The sequence below is a fragment of the Flavitalea plasmicola genome (genome assembly GCF_030546645.1).
Taxonomy (GTDB): Bacteria; Bacteroidota; Bacteroidia; order Chitinophagales; family Chitinophagaceae; genus Puia.
This window is the reverse complement of sequence record NZ_JAUOTO010000008.1, coordinates 16,795-33,298: the sequence shown is the minus strand read 5'-3', so window position 1 is coordinate 33,298 and position 16,504 is coordinate 16,795. Positions and strand designations below refer to the sequence as shown.

The following is a 16,504-nucleotide window of genomic DNA, read 5'->3' as shown; positions in this document are numbered from 1 at the left end:
CATATGATCAAAAAGACCTGTTTGCTTGCTTTCTTTGTATTTGTAACTATTTCCCTTTTTGCCTCTGTCTCTCTTCCCCGTATTTTCGGTGATAACATGGTGCTCCAGCGCGATAAGCCCATTAATGTCTGGGGATGGGGGAGTGCCGGAGAAAAGATCACTGTTTCATTCCACGGTCAGACCAGAATGGCCAAAGCGGATAAGCAAGGCCGTTGGTCCTTGCAGCTTGGTCCGGAATCAGCGGGTGGCCCTTATGAGCTGAAGGTCACCGGCAAAAGCGGTCCTGCCAGGACTTTCAGCAATGTCATGGTAGGAGAGGTCTGGATCTGCAGTGGCCAGTCCAATATGGAGATGCAGATAGCCGGCTGGGGAAGGATCAACAATTATCAGCAGGAGATCGCTGCAGCAGACTACAGCGCCATTCGTCACATCAAAGTCCCCAACACAACGGCGCTTGCTCCACAGGAAGATATTCCCAGCGGGGACTGGAAGGTCTGCAGTCCGGAGACGGCGGGAGATTTCAGCGCCACCGCCTATTTTTTCGCCCGCGAAATTTATCAAAAACTGCATATTCCCATTGGACTGATCAATACTTCCTGGGGCGGCACCATGGTGGAGACCTGGACCAGCAAGGGTGCATTCGAGCAGAGTGACGAATATAAGGACATGATCACTTCCATGCCTCCTTTAGCGGATATGAAAGTGCTTGCTCAGCAGAAGAAAGAAGCCTTGACAAAAGTGGTCCTTGGTCTGCAGGGCTCCATGCCTGCAGCCGGAGAAGAGGCGCAATATGCATCGGCGGACCTGGATGACAGCAAATGGCCGCATATGAAGGTACCCGGGACCTGGGAGCAGGCCGGTCTGGGACTGGACGCTTTGGATGGTGTTGTCTGGTTCAGAAAGGTTATCGAGGTCTCCGAAGCCGATGCGGGGAAAGCTGCGGTGCTGGCGGCGGGAGAGATAGACGATGCGGATGAGACTTACGTCAATGGGACAAAGGTGGGCGCGACGACCAATTATGCCGCCCAACGCCAATATAACATACCGGCGGGGCTACTGAAAGCCGGCAGGAATGTCATCGCTGTCCGCGTACTTGACACGGGCGGCGGGGGAGGCATTTATGCGGGTGAGTTCAAATGCACCATCGGCGACCATGAGCTGCCGCTGGCGGGAGAATGGTCGTTCCGGGTTGCCGACATCGCAATGAGTACAGCCGTGGGGCCGAACAGCGCTCCCACGTTGTTGTTCAACGCGATGATCAATCCGTTGATACCTTATACCATCCGGGGCGCTATCTGGTACCAGGGTGAGGCTAATGCGGGCAGGGCATACCAATACAGAAAGGGATTCCCGTTAATGATCATGGACTGGCGTGCGCGCTGGAAGGAGGGCGATTTCCCTTTTTATTTCGTGCAGCTGGCCAGCTTCAATGCCGGAAATGGCAACAGCGGGAAGGGCAGTTCCTGGGCTGAATTGCGGGAGGCGCAGGCGATGACCTTGTCATTGCCCAATACGGGGATGGCCGTGACGACGGATATTGGAAATGCCACGGATATTCATCCAAAGAATAAGCAGGATGTCGGCAAGCGGCTGGCCTACATCGCACTGCATAACATCTATGGCCAATCGCTGGAATACAGCGGGCCTGTGTATAAGTCGATGCAGGCCAGTGGGGACAAGGTGACGCTTCAATTCGATCATGTGGGTGGCGGCTTGAGCACGCCGGACGTGTATGGATACCTGCGGGGCTTTGAGGTGGCAGGGACTGACCATCAGTGGCATTATGCGAAGGCTTTCATCGAAGGGAATACGGTGACGGTATGGCAGGACGGTGTTACGGCGCCGGTGGCGGTGCGTTATGGCTGGGCGGACTTTGCAGGGGAGGCGAATCTTTTTAATAAGGACGGGTTGCCTGCCGTGCCTTTCCGGACGGATCAATGGAAGGGGGTGACGGAAGAGGTGAAGTATACGGTGGGGAAATAAACGATCTGATGTATAAAAAAACCGGGCGCATCTAATGAGATGGCCCGGTTTTTTTTATGAGTTATGCTATGCGCTGCAGGTGACGCATCCGTCCTGCATACTGCAGGAGGGGCCTGCTATGTCTTCGATGCCACTGCCTTCCACTACCTTCAGGCTATGCTGGCTCACCAGCGGCTCGACCATTTTGCCTCCTTGTTTTTCCACGGTGAACTGTACGGCCTGAGAAGCTGCCTGTGTGCGCAGGTAGTACATGCCTGTCTTCAGTCCTGCTTTCCATGCGTAGAAATGCATGGAGGTCAGCTTGCTGGCGGAAGGAGTCTCAACAAAGAGGTTAAGGGATTGCGACTGGCAGATATAGGCGCCTCTGTCGGCGGCCATGTCGATGATATTACGCTGACGGATCTCCCAGACGGTCTTGTAGATCTCTTTGATATCGGCGGGGATCTCTTCAATCTGCTGGATGGAGCCGTTGTGGGAAATGATCTTATTCTTCATGTCGTCATTCCACAGGTTGAGGTCCACCAGGTCTTTCAGCAGGTGCTTGTTCACTACCACGAATTCTCCGCTGAGCACCCTTCTCACGTAAATATTGGAAGTGTAGGGTTCGAAACATTCGTTGTTACCCAGGATCTGGGAGGTCGAGGCGGTGGGCATGGGCGCTACCAGCAGGGAGTTGCGCACGCCGAATTTGATCACTTCGTCCTTGAGGCGATACCAATCCCAGCGGAGAGTGGGTTCTACATTCCACATATCGAACTGGAAGATGCCTTTGGAAGCGGGAGAGCCGGGGAAGGTCTCGTAGGCGCCTTCGACCTTAGCGAGGTCCTTGGAAGCCGTCATGGCCGCAAAGTAGATGGTCTCGAAGATCTCTTTATTCAGCTGCTTGGCCTTATCGCTCTCGAAGGGGAGACGCAGCAAGATGAACACATCTGCCAGGCCCTGTACTCCGAGTCCGATGGGGCGGTGGCGCATATTGGAGTTACGCGCTTCTTCCACGGGATAATAGTTGCCGTCGATGATCTTATTGAGATTCTTCGTTACCTCGTAAGTGACGTCGTATAGCTTCTGATGATCGAATACGCCATTGGAGACGAACCGGGGCAGGGCCAGGGAGGCGAGGTTGCACACGGCTACTTCGTCGGGGGATGTGTATTCGATGATCTCGGTGCAGAGGTTGGAGCTCTTAATGGTACCCAGGTTTTGCTGGTTGCTCTTGCGGTTGGCGGAATCCTTGTACAGCAGGTAAGGAGTACCTGTCTCTATCTGGGCGTCCAGGATGGCGAACCAGAGGTCCTGGGCTTTAACGGTCTTGCGTTCGCGGCCTTCCGCTTCGTACCGGGTATACAGCTTTTCAAACTCTTCTCCCCAGCATTCTGCCAGTCCTGGCGCTTCGTGGGGGCAGAAGAGGCTCCAGTCGCCGCCGGCTTCCACGCGCTTCATGAACAGATCGGGGATCCAAAGGGCATAGAACAGGTCCCGGGCCCTCATCTCGTCCTTGCCATGATTTTTGCGCAGGTCGAGGAATTCGAACACGTCCGCATGCCAGGGTTCCAGATAGATCGCGAAGGCGCCTTTGCGTTTGCCGCCGCCCTGATCCACATAGCGGGCCGTGTCGTTGAATACGCGCAGCATGGGAATGATACCGTTGCTGGTACCATTGGTTCCCCCGATGTAGGAGCCGGTGGCCCTGATATTATGGATAGAGAGGCCGATACCTCCGGCGCTCTGGGAGATCTTTGCCGTCTGTTTGAGCGTGTCATAGATGCCATCGATGCTATCGTCCTTCATGGTGAGGAGGAAGCAGCTGCTCATCTGCGGCTTGGGCGTGGCTGCATTGAAGAGGGTAGGAGTGGCATGTGTAAACCAGCGTTCGCTCATCAAATGGTAGGTCTTGATAGCGCTGTCGATATCTTCTTTATGAATGCCGAGCGCTACGCGCATGTACATGTGCTGGGGGCGCTCTACCACCTTGCCATCCACTTTCAGCAGGTAAGATTTCTCCAGGGTCTTGAACCCGAAGTAATCGAAGCCATAGTCACGGTCGTATATAATGGTGGAGTCCAGCAATTCCGCATGCAGGCTTATGACTTCCCATATGTCGTCGGACAGCAGGGGCACCAGCTTGCCAGTCTTGCTGTCGGTGCATTCGTACAACAACTTCATTGTCCCGGAGAAGCTCTTGATAGTGTTCTTATGGAGGTTGCTTACAGCGATGCGGCTGGCCAGCAACGCATAATCCGGATGTTTCACGGTGAGAGAGGCGGCTGTTTCAGCGGCCAGGTTATCCAGTTCAGTCGTGGTCACGCCGTCATAGAGGCCCTCGATCACTTTTTTGGCGACGTCGATGGAGTTGACAAATCTCCTGTCGAGCCCGTAGCAGAGCTTTTCTATACGTGCCGTGATCTTGTCGAATTTCACGGATTCTTTTTTGCCGTTTCTTTTAATGACCTGCATAATGTATTCTTAATGGGTTAGTAGTTTTATTAGCAGCGGGAGGGCTAAAAGTCCTCTTCCAGGCTGAAGGTCTGCGATTCCTTTCCGGACATAACGCCAGACTTCTGATAATCTCCCACTCTTTTTTCAAAGAAGTTGGTTTTTCCCTGCAGGGAGATCATTTCCATGAAGTCGAATGGATTGGATGCGTTGAACATTTTAGGATAGCCCAGCTCACCCAGCCACCGGTCGGCCACGAATTCGATGTACTGCTGCATCAAACGGGCATTCATACCGATGAGGTCAACGGGCAATGCTTCCGTGATAAATTCCTTTTCGATGCGGACGGCATCGCCGATGATGGCGTATACTTCATCCTGGGAGAGCTTGTTCTGCAGCATACTATACAGCAGGCAGGCAAACTCGCAATGGAGCCCTTCGTCGCGGCTGATCAGCTCGTTACTGAAAGTAAGCCCGGGCATGAGCCCCCTCTTCTTCATCCAGAAGATGGAGCAGAAGCTGCCGCTGAAGAATATGCCTTCCACGGCGGCGAACGCCACCAGTCTTTCGGCGAAATTCCCCCCTTCTATCCAACGGAGGGCCCATTCGGCCTTCTTCTGGACGGCGGGGACCGTTTCGATGGCATGGAACAGGCGATATTTTTCCTGAGGGTCTTTGATATAGGTGTCGATCAGCAGGGCATAGGTCTCGGAATGGATGTTTTCCATCATGATCTGGAAACCGTAGAAGCACCTTGCTTCGGGGAGCTGCACTTCACTCATGAAGTTGACGGCGAGGTTCTCGTTCACGATACCATCGCTGGCGGCGAAGAAGGCCAGTACATGGGAGATGAAATGGCGTTCGCCATCATTTAGCTTAGCCCAGTCCTGGAGGTCCGGACCAAGGTCGATCTCTTCGGCCGTCCAGAAGCTGGCCTCATGCTTTTTATACATTTCCCAAACTTTGGGATAGTTAATCGGAAGGATGACAAACCTGTCCTTATTTTCTTTCAATAAGATCTCGTTTCCGTGCTCCATTTTTAAAACAGATTGCAGATTAACACATTAGGTGAACATCAGTGGCTCGAATAAATTCCAACTAGAACGGTATCGGGCGGCAGGTTCTTAATCGAAGGTTGGGGGTAGGAAGCCCCCCGTCCGTTAAAGAACTAACCCAAAAATAACATAGACATCTAAAAAACAATGCTTATGTTTTCCACCGAGTGTGCATAGCTTTTTCCGCGAATTGGGAAGTCCTTACTGGCGTGATTTACGGCTTATGTTCTCCGGGGAAAGCCCTGATATAGCCAATAATGCCAGCAGGATCATGTATTCCCCCACTGTATTGGCCATTTTCAGAAAAGGAAGGTGAATGATACTGAGCAGAAGGCCCGCCGCCATTGCAATGTACCACGTCCTCCATCGCGGAGACCAGATAGAACCCGCCAGCAGCAAGGGGAATATCCACTGCACGGTGTAGTACTGGTGCCGGTAGATGGGTGAAAAGAGGTCGGCGATCATATACAGGCAGAACCCGAAAATAGCCATCCTAGTCAGGTCTGACGCAGTGGATCCGGGCCGGGGGGTGCAGTTCCGGCGGTAAAAGAGGGTCGTAAGTGTCAGGATAGTGCCCAGGCTAAGCACAGCCAGTGCGGCCACCGGTAATTTCCGGTGCAGCAGCAATCGATACAATACGAATATATTGCCATTCTCCGAGTAAACTTTCGACAGGGTGTGGGCCATGGCATCGCGGGTTATGGCTTGGTCTATGCCTTCCCAGTGCGGGTAATGGGGATCGGGCTCGTTGTATTGGATGTCATGCGGCAGGTCCTGCGCTATTTTCAGGTGTTCCTGCAGCATCCTGGCGTAGTCCTGCCAGAGGCTGTATTCCCACCGGCTGGTGATGATCCAGCCGGTCAGCAACAGGCCCGGGATAAGGAAAGCCAGCAACCATTTCCGGGGAAAGGTCCGTAAGTGCAATAGCAGGGGTAAAAAAAAGAGAACGGCATAAGGGCGGATCAGCATCATACAAGCGGCAGCCAGTCCTCCCAGCAGGGCCCATCCTATATTTTCCCTGCGCCGGAGGCATGCAAACAGCACCGTGGCAAAGGCCGGTATCAGCAGGTAGGTCTGTCCGTGAGACACCTGGCATTTCCAGGCATTGGTCAGCAGGAAAAGCAGCGCTATGGCAAGGACGGCCCATTTTTGTCCCCTGGTTGTTGCATGGTAAAAGGCAAAGAGCGTCATTGCTGTCAGGATGAGGTATTCCAGGACCAGCCAGTATTGCGAGATCTTCGCCTGGGGCTGGTCCGCCAGGGGACGCAGCAGATGATGAATGAAAGGCGTGGATGTACAGGCGGAGGGTTTGACGGTATCAAAGTTCGTGGGATCGTAGTATCGAAGGCCGTCGCCTTTCCGCCACTTATAAAAATAGGGGGAATGACCGTCTTCGATCATTCTTGCGCCGACGATACGATTGCGAAGGTCGCCCGGAAATTCTTTGTCATAATGGATATCGCGCAGGACGGAGAAAATCAGTACTGCCAATCCACAGCAAACGGCGAATATCCGGGCGGCCTTTATGAACATATTTGCGCTGTTGCTTAATTGACAGTCTGCTCGCTGATCTTCCCGGTAGCCTTGTGTTTGAGGATGACTTTTTTTGCTCCGTAATGGGTGACCTCTTCCTTCACCAGGTAATGTTCGGCATCGTACTCGGTGAGGTGGCTGTCCTTGCTGACGCCGGTGCGGCCGCGCCAGACGTCCAGCTGTACAGGTTCCCACAATTTGGATTTGGCGGAGCGATAAGCAGCGTCCAGGATGGCATTCACCACATAGCCGTCGTAAAATGTCTCGCGGGGGGCCGTACCTTTCTCGATGGCGTTGAACATATCGGTAAACATGTGGTTATAGCCCAGGTCATTGAGCTCATCGCCTACGGGGAAAAGCCAGCCTGTATTGCTCTCTGCTTTTTCCGCCACGTAATCGGCGCCCTTGCCTGTGGTGAACATTTCGAGGCCTGTGCGTAAAAAGTTATTCATCCAGATAGTCCCTTCGGTGCCCATTACTTCGTCGCGCAGGTCCATACCTCCCCGGAAAGTCCAGCTGACCTCGAACTGACCGATGGCGCCATTCTCGTATTTTACCAGGCCGATGGCATGGTCTTCAGCATCGATGGGTTTCACCTGTGTGTCGGCCCAGCACATGACCTCTATGGGCTTTATATCCTTACCGATGAAGGTGCGTGCGATCTCCACGCAATGGCAACCCAGGTCGAGGATGCATCCTCCGCCTGCCTGCCCGATGTCCCAGAACCATTCGCTGTGCGGGCCGGGGTGTGTTTCGCGGGACTTGGCCCAAAGGATCCGGCCTAATGCGCCATTCTTTACGCTGTCATAAGATTTGAGGAATTTCGGTGTATAGACGAGGTCTTCCAGGTAGCCATTGAAGATGCCGGCTGTCTCTACGGCTTCCAGCATCCGTTTGGCTTCCGCGGCGTTGCGTCCCAGTGGCTTGGTGGAGATGACGGCTTTTTTGTGTTTGCAGCAAAGCATGACGGCTGCCTCATGTAAGTTGTTCGGCAGGGAGATACAGACGACATCGACTTCGGGATGAGCGATGGAGGCTTCCATATCCGTGGTCCAATGGCTGCAACCATAATCTGCGGCAAATTTCTTCGCCGACTCTTCCCTGCGGGAGTAGATACTGATGATCTTATCGCGGCTGCGTTGTCCCTGGATGGATTCGGCATAGAACCGGCCGATGAAGCCTGAGCCCAGCATGGCAATTTTTTGCATATAAGATGGTTTAATTATTGGGCAATTGTTTTTTTTCCCGGAAGAATAAGATGAAATAGATAAGGACGCCTGCGGCGATGTAGGCGGGTACGAGCCAGATATCTTTCCAGTCATGCCCTGTACCTGCCGCATATCCGTCGACAATGTACCCGGAGAACCACGTGCCGATGAACATGCCTAATCCGTAGGTGGCAAAGGTGAAAAGTCCCTGGGCGGCATTCTTGATCTGCTGACCTGCTTTCTTTTCCGTATACATATATCCTGTGACGAAGAAAAAGTCGTAGCAAACGCCGTGCAGGATGATGCCTGCGTACAACATCCAGCTGCTGGTCTCAATATTACCGTAGGCGAAGCAAATATAGCGGAGGATCCAGGCCGTCATGCCCAGCAGGAGCATTTTTTTGACCCCGATGCTGTTGAAAAGGAAAGGGATGGCCACGATGAAGAGACCTTCCGAGATCTGGCCCATGATCATCTTGCCTGCGGCATTTTTCATACCCAGCTCATTCAGGAAGGAATTGGCGAAGCCATAGTAGAAGGAGAGGGGGATGCAAACCAGGATAGCGGCTATGAAAAAGATCAGATAGGGACGGTTTTTGAAGAGGACGAAAGCCTGTGTCCCCAGTGAGGATGAGGCATCGGCAGCGACGCCTTTGGGAGGGGTGTTGGGGAGGAAAAAGCTGGCAATGCCCAGGACGAGGGAAGCTCCCGCGGCCAGGTGGAAAGTAGCATTGGATTTCTCCCAACCGAGGTAACCTACCAGCAAACCCGCGACGATCCATCCGATGGTCCCGAAGACGCGGATCCAGGGAAATTGTTTGCCGGGATCAGACATCTGGTGAAAGGCGACGCTGTTGGACAATGCGATGGTCGGCATATAGAGCAGTGAATAGAGGAGGATGATCCAGTAAAAGGCAGAATTACCTTTAATGGTCGAAGCGACAAAGAGGAGGACCGCGCCGAGGAGGTGCATGACACCCATGATGCGTTCAGCGGAGAAATAACGGTCGGCAACCATACCGATGAAAAAAGGGGAGATCATGGTGGCGATGGCAAGTGCGCTGTATGCCGCACCGATCTGAATGCCCGAGGAGTGAAGGTGCTCTCCCATATAAGTTGCCATAGTGACATACCAGGAGCACCAGATGAAATACTCTACGAACATCATAAATGCCAGCTGAACGCCTGTTTTCATTTTCATTTTGCAGTGGTTGAAGATAAAATAAGCGACAATTTAAGGGTTCATGCCGTACTAAAGAAAAATGTTTAGGATAAATATTTTTCAAACGCTTTATCTTGCAGGCTGAAGCTATTATGAGAACATTCGAAGATACATACAGGCACAAGGGCATGCGTAAGCAGTTGGTGGATCTCGTCCGTCAGAAAGGCATTTCCGACGAGCGGGTGCTGGACGCCTTGCTAAACATACCCAGGCATTTTTTTATGGATTCGGCTTTGGACAAGACGGCGTATGAGGACCGTGCCTTTCCTATTGGGGAGGGGCAGACGATTTCACAACCTTATACGGTGGCCTACCAGAGCCAGCTGCTGGAGGTAAAGCCATTTGAAAAAGTGCTGGAGATCGGCACGGGCAGCGCTTACCAGGCCAGCGTGCTGGCAGAGATGGGTGCCCAGGTGTATACGATCGAGCGTCAGAAAAAGCTTTTCGAGGCCAATAAGGTATTTCCTTATCTGAAAAAATACAGGAACCTGAAATTATTTTACGGAGATGGTTTCGAGGGCCTGCCTACTTATGGTCCTTTCGACAAAGTGATCGTAACGGCCGCGGCCCCCTTTATTCCTCCGAAGCTGGTGGAGCAATTGAAGACGGGTGGAAAAATGGTAATTCCTGTAGGGATGTCGGGTGAGGGCCAGGTGCAGCGGATGCTGCGTCTCACCAAACGCGCGGATGGCGGTGTCGATGAGGAGGCATTCGACAATTTTTCCTTTGTGCCGATGGTGGAGGGAAGGAATCATTGATCTTCGGAAAGGAAGGCTACCACCTGCTGCACGACCTTCATATCGCGGTAAATTTTCCGGTGTCCCAATCCCCGGGTGATGATAAAGCGGATATTGGGACGTCTCTCTTCCTTTACGGGGAGCGTATCTTTCAACGGAGTGATCGTATCTTCCTCATCCTGCACCCATAATATGTCAGCCTTTATTTTATCGAGGGTCCGTCTCAGGGAGAACCAGGAGAAAGGGAGGCCGTAGAGGTGGTACTCGTAGGCTTCAAATGCTGTACGCACTTCGTCCGACAGCTCCAATAACTGAAAGAACATGTCCACGGCGAAGGTGGCTTCCACTGCAGGCGCTATGAGGGCCATCCGGGTGGTGTCGTCGTGGGGGATGGATTCCAGGAAGAGGGCCAGTGCCAGGGCTCCCAGGGAATGTCCCATAAAAGCGTGGACAGGTCCATATTGGTCATAGACCGTCCGGATCATGTCCGTGTACAGGGGCAGGGTGATGCGTCTTCCTCCGGACAGGCCATGGGCGGGAGCGTCGAAGGCCAGGACCTCGTATCCTTTTTTCAGCAATGCGCCGACATATTGTTCGAAATTGCGGGAAGAAGATTCGAAGCCATGCACGATGAGGGCTTTTTTAAGACTGTCGGAGGATGCCTGGTGTGGCAGCCAGCGGTGGCCGCGAACGACGTGATCTTCCAGCCGGAAGGAAAGGTTTTCCCCTTTTTCAAACAACGGGGGCAGCTTTGTGGGGGATTTCCGGCGGGGTGTGCAGAAAAGCTGAAACGCTTTTTTAGCTGCCCGTTCGGGAGACACGAGCGAGAGGATATGGAGTTTGGCGCGTACATACCGAAGGGCCAGCTTTTGTTGGAAGTTCATATAAAAACGAAGATACTATGCGGATGGTAATCATCGGGTCAGGAAATGTCGCGACGGTGCTGGGCAGCCAGTTCCGGGAGGCGGGACACCGGATCTTGCAGGTGTTCAGCCGGCAGCCTGTGCACGCTGCGCAGCTGGCGCAGGAATTAGCATGCGGGCATGTTTCCCGCTGGGAGGATATCTCGCCGGACGCCGATGTCTATCTGGTGGCGCTTTCGGACGATGCGCTCAGGGGATTGGGCCGCGTGCTGTCCCTGCCAGGCAGGCTGGTCCTGCATACCGCAGGGTCCGTACCCAGGGAGATATTGCTGGAGGTGAGTGCACACAGCGGGGTGCTTTACCCCCTGCAAAGCCTTCGCAGGGAGCTGCGGCCGTACCCGGAGATCCCTTTCCTGGTGGATGCCAACGATCCCGACGACCGGCAACGGATAGCCGATCTTGCCCGAAGCATCAGCGGTCAGGTGAAGGAGGCGGACAATGAGACGCGGCTGAAGCTCCATCTGGCTGCCGTGCTGGTGAATAACTTCACCAACCATTTGTATGTGCTGGCGGACGAATATTGCCGTGCGGAAGGAGCTGATTTTTCCATGCTGCTTCCCCTGATCCGGGAAACAGCCGGGCGACTGTCGCGGATAGCGCCCGGGGATGCACAGACAGGTCCGGCGGCACGGGGCGATGGGGCAACGATCGAAAGACATTTATCATTGATAGGTAACTATAAGGATATTAGAGAGGTATATACGCTGTTTACCCGCCAGATCAGGGAGATGAGCCAGGAATGAATTTGAAAGATAGTTTTCCCGGGATTAAGGTAGTTTTGCACACATTGACAGGCAGGATAAGTTAAACTATTAAGCTATGAGCGTTCTTGAAAAATTTAAGTCGATCAGAACTTTTGTATTCGATGTGGATGGGGTAATGACGGATGGCAGCGTACAAGTGACGGAAGGGGGGGAGCAATGGCGGACGATGAATACGAAAGATGGTTATTCGCTGCAGCTGGCCATCAAAAAAGGATACAAGGTGCTGGTGATCTCCGGGGGGCAGTCGGAGGGCGTTCGGCTTCGTCTGAAGGGGTTGGGCGTGGAGGATGTGTTTCTGCGCGTGAAGGATAAAAAGGAGAAGCTGCGTACTTATATGCAGGAGCATGGTCTGCGGATGGAGGATATGTTGTACATGGGAGACGATATCCCTGATTATGGGGTGATGAAGCAGGTGGGGCTGGCTTGTGCGCCCGCGGATGCGGCCCCGGAGATACGCCATATTGCAGCCTATATCTCCTCCTTCAACGGGGGCCACGGGTGTGTGCGGGATGTAATTGAAAAAGTCCTGAAGCTGAACGGTCATTGGGATCTGGATACTTCAATCGCCTCAAAGTAATGGCTAAACTATCCTATATGACCCGCTTGCTGGGCGCTTTTTTCAGGTTGATCCGATGGCCTAACCTTGTATTTATCGTTCTGACGCAGGTGCTTTTCTATTACTGTATTCTTCTGCCTGATTTCCAATCAGGAAATTTTACGGGATATGAAAATGTACTGCGGCCTCCATGGTTTTACCTGTTGTCATTATCTTCCATCCTGATCGCGGCGGCCGGCTATATCATCAACGATTATTTCGACCTGAATATCGACCGGGTGAATAAGCCGGACAGACTGGTGGTGGAAAAGATAATCAAGCGACGCTGGACCATCTTATGGCATTGGATCCTTTCCGGCGTGGGTGTTGTGATCGGCGCCTACGTGAGTCTGAAAGTGCATAATCCATTCGTGGCGCTGGGAAATCTCGGTTGTGTGGTCCTGTTATGGTTTTACAGCACTACGTTCAAGCGCAAGCTCCTGATCGGCAATGTTCTTATTTCTCTTATGACGGCCTGGGTGATCCTTGTAATGTATGTGGCGGAGTTCAGGCTGGTGATCTTCAGGGATCCCGTATACCATTATTTGCTGTCGAGGTTGTTCAAATTCGCGATACTGTACGGCGGGTTTGCCTTCATCATATCGCTGATCCGGGAAGTGGTGAAGGACATCGAGGACATGCATGGAGATGCCCGTTATGGATGCAGGACCATGCCCATCGTATGGGGTGTGAATGCTGCCAAGGTGTTTGCGGCCACCTGGCTGGTGGTGCTTATCGGCAGTCTGGTGGTGATCCAGTTCTATGTCCTGCAGAATGGGTGGTGGATCGTTCTGCCTTATTGCGCGATCCTGCTGATCCTGCCGTTGATCTGGATCCTGCGCAGATTATATAAGGCTGTGACCGTGGCCGAATATCACTTGCTGAGCAGCTACATCAAGGGGGTGATGCTGGCCGGCATATTATCGATGATCTTTATAAAAATAGTATAGGATGATGGAACGTATCGTACTTGCCAGCGGGTCTCCCCGCCGCAAACAGTTGTTGGAATGGGCAGAAGTTGACTTTGAGGTCATTGTCGCGGATACACCGGAGACGTACCCGACGGGATTGCCGGTGGGGCTGGTGCCTGTGCATATAGCCCGGAATAAGGCGCTGGCGGTGAAAAAGCAGCTTACTTCCGACAGGATCGTACTGGCGGCAGACACGGTGGTGGTATTGGAGGGAGATATCATCGGCAAACCCAGGGACAGGGATGATGCGGTCAACATCCTGATGCGGCTGACAGGCAATCAGCATGAGGTGATAACGGGCGTGATCCTCTCCAGGGGAGACCAGGAGGTTGCTTTTGCGGACAGTACGGCTGTCTGGTTCCATGAGCTAACGAAAGCGCAGATCGAGGCGTATGTAGATAAATACCGTCCATATGATAAGGCAGGGGCCTATGCCATCCAGGAATGGATAGGGGTAGTAGGCATCCGGGGTATCGAAGGGGATTTTTACAACGTGATGGGCCTTCCTGTCAGCCGCGTGGTGCAGGAGCTGGCGCAGTTTGGAGAGCTATGAAGGAAGCATTATTACAGTACATCTGGCAATATCAATATTTCAATTCCCGGGACCTCCGGGTAACCACAGGCGAAAAGGTGCAGGTCTTGTCGCCGGGACTGCTCAATGTCCACCAGGGGCCTGATTTCCTCGATGCAAAAATAAAAATAGGGGATACCTGTTGGTTTGGCGCTGTCGAGCTGCATGTGGTAGCTTCGGACTGGGACCGGCATGCCCACCAAACGGATAAGAATTATCGCAATGTCATCCTTCATGTCGTTTGGACAAACGATGCAGTGGAGCGGAACATGCCTACGCTGGTGCTGGAAAACCGTGTGCCGAAATGGCTCCTGGACAAGTATCGGCAGTGGATGAGGGACCGGAGCTTTGTGGCTTGTCAGGGGCAGTTGACGGACGTGACGGAAGACGTGTGGCGGAATTGGAAGGCGAAATTGCTGGAAGCCCGGCTGCGGCGCAAGGCCAGTTCCGTCGGCGCCATGCTTGCGTGCAACCACTGGCATTGGGAGGAGACATGCTGGTGGCTGATGGCACGGGCTTTCGGAGGAACGGTGAATGGGACCGCTTTTGAGATGATCGCCAGGAGCCTGTCTGCCGCGTTGCTAGCCCGGCAACGCAATGCGGAAGGGCGGGTAGAAGCGTTGTTGCTGGGCCAGGCCGGGTTGCTGGAAGGGGTGTTGAAGGATGATCATCCACGGTGGCTGCAACAGGAATTTCGTCATTTGCGCCTTAAGCACCGGTTGGAGACCATACCAGTGCCTGTGCACTTCCTGCGTATGCGTCCGGCGGGCTTTCCCACTATACGGCTGGCGCAATTGGCAAGACTGGTGGGCGCCTGCTCTTCCTGGTTCAGCCGGTTGATCGAGGCCAGGGAGCCGGGGGAGCTGAGGGGGCTGATGGAAGTGACTGCGGGGCCGTATTGGGAAGAACATTATATACCTGACAGACCGGCGGCACGCCGGGTGAAGCGTTTGGGCAAGTCTTTGCAGGACAGCCTTTTTATCAATGCTTTTATACCTCTTTTATACGCGTATGGGAATACCAGGAATGAGCCTGCCCATCATGACAAGGCCAATCGATGGTTAAGGGTTCTGGGCCCGGAAAAAAATGCCGTTACGGCCGGATGGGCCCGTGTTGGCGTCAACAACAGGCATGCAGGCGACAGCCAGGCCTTGCTGGAGCTGCGAAGGGAATATTGTGTACCCAGACATTGCCTGCAATGCGCTGTTGGAAAGGCGTTATTAGGATCAGGCCGGTAAGGCAACCTTATCCCAGTTGAATTCGACCTTTACTTCGATGTCCGGATGGAGGCTGTACATCACGGGGCAGGTGTGGGCTATACGTTCCAGTATGAGCTTTTGTTTTTCGTCTGCCTGGAAGCTGGGGGGCCATTCAAAGGTAATTTCAATACCGCCGATGCGGCGGGGGTCGGCTTTCATGATCTTCAACGTGGAGATCTTCATGCCTTCCAGGTTCAGGCCAAGATCCTTCGTTTTAATGGCCATGGTGGTCGCCATACAGGCTGCAAGGGAAGTGCCGACCAGGTCGGTGGGGGAAAATCGCTCGCCTTTCCCCTGGTTGTCCACGGGGGCATCTGTCTCTATATCGGTCCCGGATTGCAGGTGAGTGGCAACCGTTCGTAATTCTCCTACGTAAATAACTGTAGAGGTCATTGTTCTTTTTTACCTAAATTTACGCGAGAATAATTAAAACATCCCCAGTGAAGAAACTTTTCTTGTCTACGCTGAGCCTGCTGATCTGCATAACCCTTTTCGCCCAGGACAGCACGGGTGTCTCCCAACCCGGACGGGGCAGGAAGAATGCCAAGCGGCAAAGGATCGATAACCTGATAAGGATGGAGGAGGAGGGGGATCTTATTTTCAACAAGCATAATATCTTCGGCATTCGCCTGGCAACAGACGGTTACGGCATAAATTTCGAGAAGGGAAAGTTCATGACGCCTACCAGGACGATGCTGTACCAGTTTGAGCTAAATGAAAAGAAAAGTCCCAAGGAGCACAAGGTATCCTCGGGGCAGGATCAGTTCAACTACAGCTCCCTGGTGCCTTATAAGCTGAACAATTTTTATATATTCAAGATGGCAGTGGGGCAGCAGCATCTCATCGGCGGAAAGGGGAATAAGAACGGCGTAGCGGTGACGGCGCTCTATACAGGCGGCATTTCCCTTGGAATGCTGAAACCTTACTATGTGGATGTGCAGAATACCCAGACACAGGAAACTTCCCGTAAGACCTATCTTGACCTTGTCAGCGATACGAGTTCTTATTTTGTTACAGGGGCTTCGGGCTTTACTGTAGGGTGGGGACATTTGAAGATAAAGCCCGGTTTGAATGCCAAGGGAGCCCTGCGTTTCGACTATGCCCGGCTTAACCAGACCGTTACGGCCATCGAAGTGGGGCTGACAGGCGAATATTACTTCTCAAAAATACCCCAGCTCCTGCTGGTGCCTCAGAAGACTTTTTTCTTTAATGCATATGTCCAGATCATGTTCGGCAGTCGAAAGTAGCTG

Annotated in this window: 15 protein-coding genes; 8 read left to right on the top strand and 7 right to left on the bottom strand. The window is 53.1% G+C overall.

Going from position 1 to position 16,504, the window contains the following annotated elements:
* The first annotated feature begins 3 nt into the window (after positions 1-3).
* Entirely contained in the window at positions 4-1,983 is a 1,980-nt protein-coding gene (locus Q4E93_RS28060) for a sialate O-acetylesterase (RefSeq protein WP_303591046.1), read from the top strand.
* A 66-nt stretch (positions 1,984-2,049) separates the two neighbouring features.
* On the opposite strand, the gene Q4E93_RS28055 is transcribed toward Q4E93_RS28060, so the two are convergent.
* From Q4E93_RS28055 to Q4E93_RS28035, 5 genes are all read right to left on the bottom strand, one after another.
* Positions 2,050-4,437: a ribonucleoside-diphosphate reductase subunit alpha gene (locus Q4E93_RS28055; RefSeq protein WP_303591044.1), complete on the bottom strand. Its 2,388-nt coding sequence runs from the start codon at positions 4,435-4,437 to the stop codon at positions 2,050-2,052.
* 44 nt (positions 4,438-4,481) lie between these two features.
* On the bottom strand, positions 4,482-5,453 hold the full coding sequence (locus Q4E93_RS28050) for a ribonucleoside-diphosphate reductase small subunit (RefSeq protein WP_303591043.1): 972 nt from the start codon (positions 5,451-5,453) through the stop codon (positions 4,482-4,484).
* A gap of 219 nt (positions 5,454-5,672) precedes the next feature.
* Positions 5,673-7,004: a hypothetical protein gene (locus tag Q4E93_RS28045; protein WP_303591042.1), complete on the bottom strand. Its 1,332-nt coding sequence runs from the start codon at positions 7,002-7,004 to the stop codon at positions 5,673-5,675.
* A gap of 14 nt (positions 7,005-7,018) precedes the next feature.
* Positions 7,019-8,212, bottom strand: coding sequence for a Gfo/Idh/MocA family protein (locus Q4E93_RS28040; RefSeq protein WP_303591039.1), 1,194 nt, complete (start codon positions 8,210-8,212; stop codon positions 7,019-7,021).
* Between the two features lie 10 nt (positions 8,213-8,222).
* Positions 8,223-9,413: a nucleoside permease gene (locus tag Q4E93_RS28035; RefSeq protein ID WP_303591037.1), complete on the bottom strand. Its 1,191-nt coding sequence runs from the start codon at positions 9,411-9,413 to the stop codon at positions 8,223-8,225.
* 113 nt (positions 9,414-9,526) lie between these two features.
* On the opposite strand from Q4E93_RS28035, the gene Q4E93_RS28030 reads away from it, so the two are divergent.
* Entirely contained in the window at positions 9,527-10,192 is a 666-nt protein-coding gene (locus Q4E93_RS28030; RefSeq protein WP_303591035.1) for a protein-L-isoaspartate(D-aspartate) O-methyltransferase, read from the top strand.
* Here the strand turns inward: Q4E93_RS28030 and Q4E93_RS28025 are convergent.
* Positions 10,186-11,055 carry an alpha/beta hydrolase gene (locus Q4E93_RS28025; RefSeq protein WP_303591033.1) on the bottom strand — a complete coding sequence of 290 codons (870 nt, stop codon included), beginning with the start codon at positions 11,053-11,055 and terminating at the stop codon, positions 10,186-10,188. The genes Q4E93_RS28030 and Q4E93_RS28025 overlap by 7 nt on opposite strands.
* 17 nt (positions 11,056-11,072) lie before the next feature.
* Between Q4E93_RS28025 and Q4E93_RS28020 the strand changes: the two genes are divergently transcribed.
* The 5 genes from Q4E93_RS28020 to Q4E93_RS28000 all read left to right on the top strand — a co-directional run bounded on the left by Q4E93_RS28020 (position 11,073) and on the right by Q4E93_RS28000 (position 15,233).
* Positions 11,073-11,837 (top strand): Rossmann-like and DUF2520 domain-containing protein, encoded by a 765-nt coding sequence (locus Q4E93_RS28020; protein WP_303591031.1) that lies wholly within the window; start codon positions 11,073-11,075, stop codon positions 11,835-11,837.
* A 76-nt stretch (positions 11,838-11,913) separates the two neighbouring features.
* Entirely contained in the window at positions 11,914-12,435 is a 522-nt protein-coding gene (locus Q4E93_RS28015) for a KdsC family phosphatase (protein WP_303591029.1), read from the top strand.
* 17 nt (positions 12,436-12,452) lie between these two features.
* A complete protein-coding gene (locus Q4E93_RS28010; protein ID WP_303591028.1) occupies positions 12,453-13,403 on the top strand; it encodes a geranylgeranylglycerol-phosphate geranylgeranyltransferase in 951 nt (316 codons plus the stop codon).
* A gap of 1 nt (position 13,404) precedes the next feature.
* Positions 13,405-13,977, top strand: coding sequence for a Maf family protein (locus Q4E93_RS28005; RefSeq protein ID WP_303591026.1), 573 nt, complete (start codon positions 13,405-13,407; stop codon positions 13,975-13,977).
* Complete coding sequence (locus Q4E93_RS28000) at positions 13,974-15,233, top strand: DUF2851 family protein (protein ID WP_303591024.1); 1,260 nt, start codon at positions 13,974-13,976, stop codon at positions 15,231-15,233. The genes Q4E93_RS28005 and Q4E93_RS28000 overlap by 4 nt, the downstream gene beginning before the upstream one ends.
* Here Q4E93_RS28000 and Q4E93_RS27995 read toward each other — a convergent pair.
* On the bottom strand, positions 15,222-15,647 hold the full coding sequence (locus tag Q4E93_RS27995; protein WP_303591022.1) for an OsmC family protein: 426 nt from the start codon (positions 15,645-15,647) through the stop codon (positions 15,222-15,224). The two genes, Q4E93_RS28000 and Q4E93_RS27995, sit on opposite strands and share 12 nt — an antisense overlap.
* Positions 15,648-15,694: 47 nt before the next feature.
* Here Q4E93_RS27995 and Q4E93_RS27990 point away from each other — a divergent pair, with 47 nt between their 5' ends.
* A complete protein-coding gene (locus Q4E93_RS27990; RefSeq protein ID WP_303591020.1) occupies positions 15,695-16,501 on the top strand; it encodes a hypothetical protein in 807 nt (268 codons plus the stop codon).
* Positions 16,502-16,504: the final 3 nt, after the last annotated feature.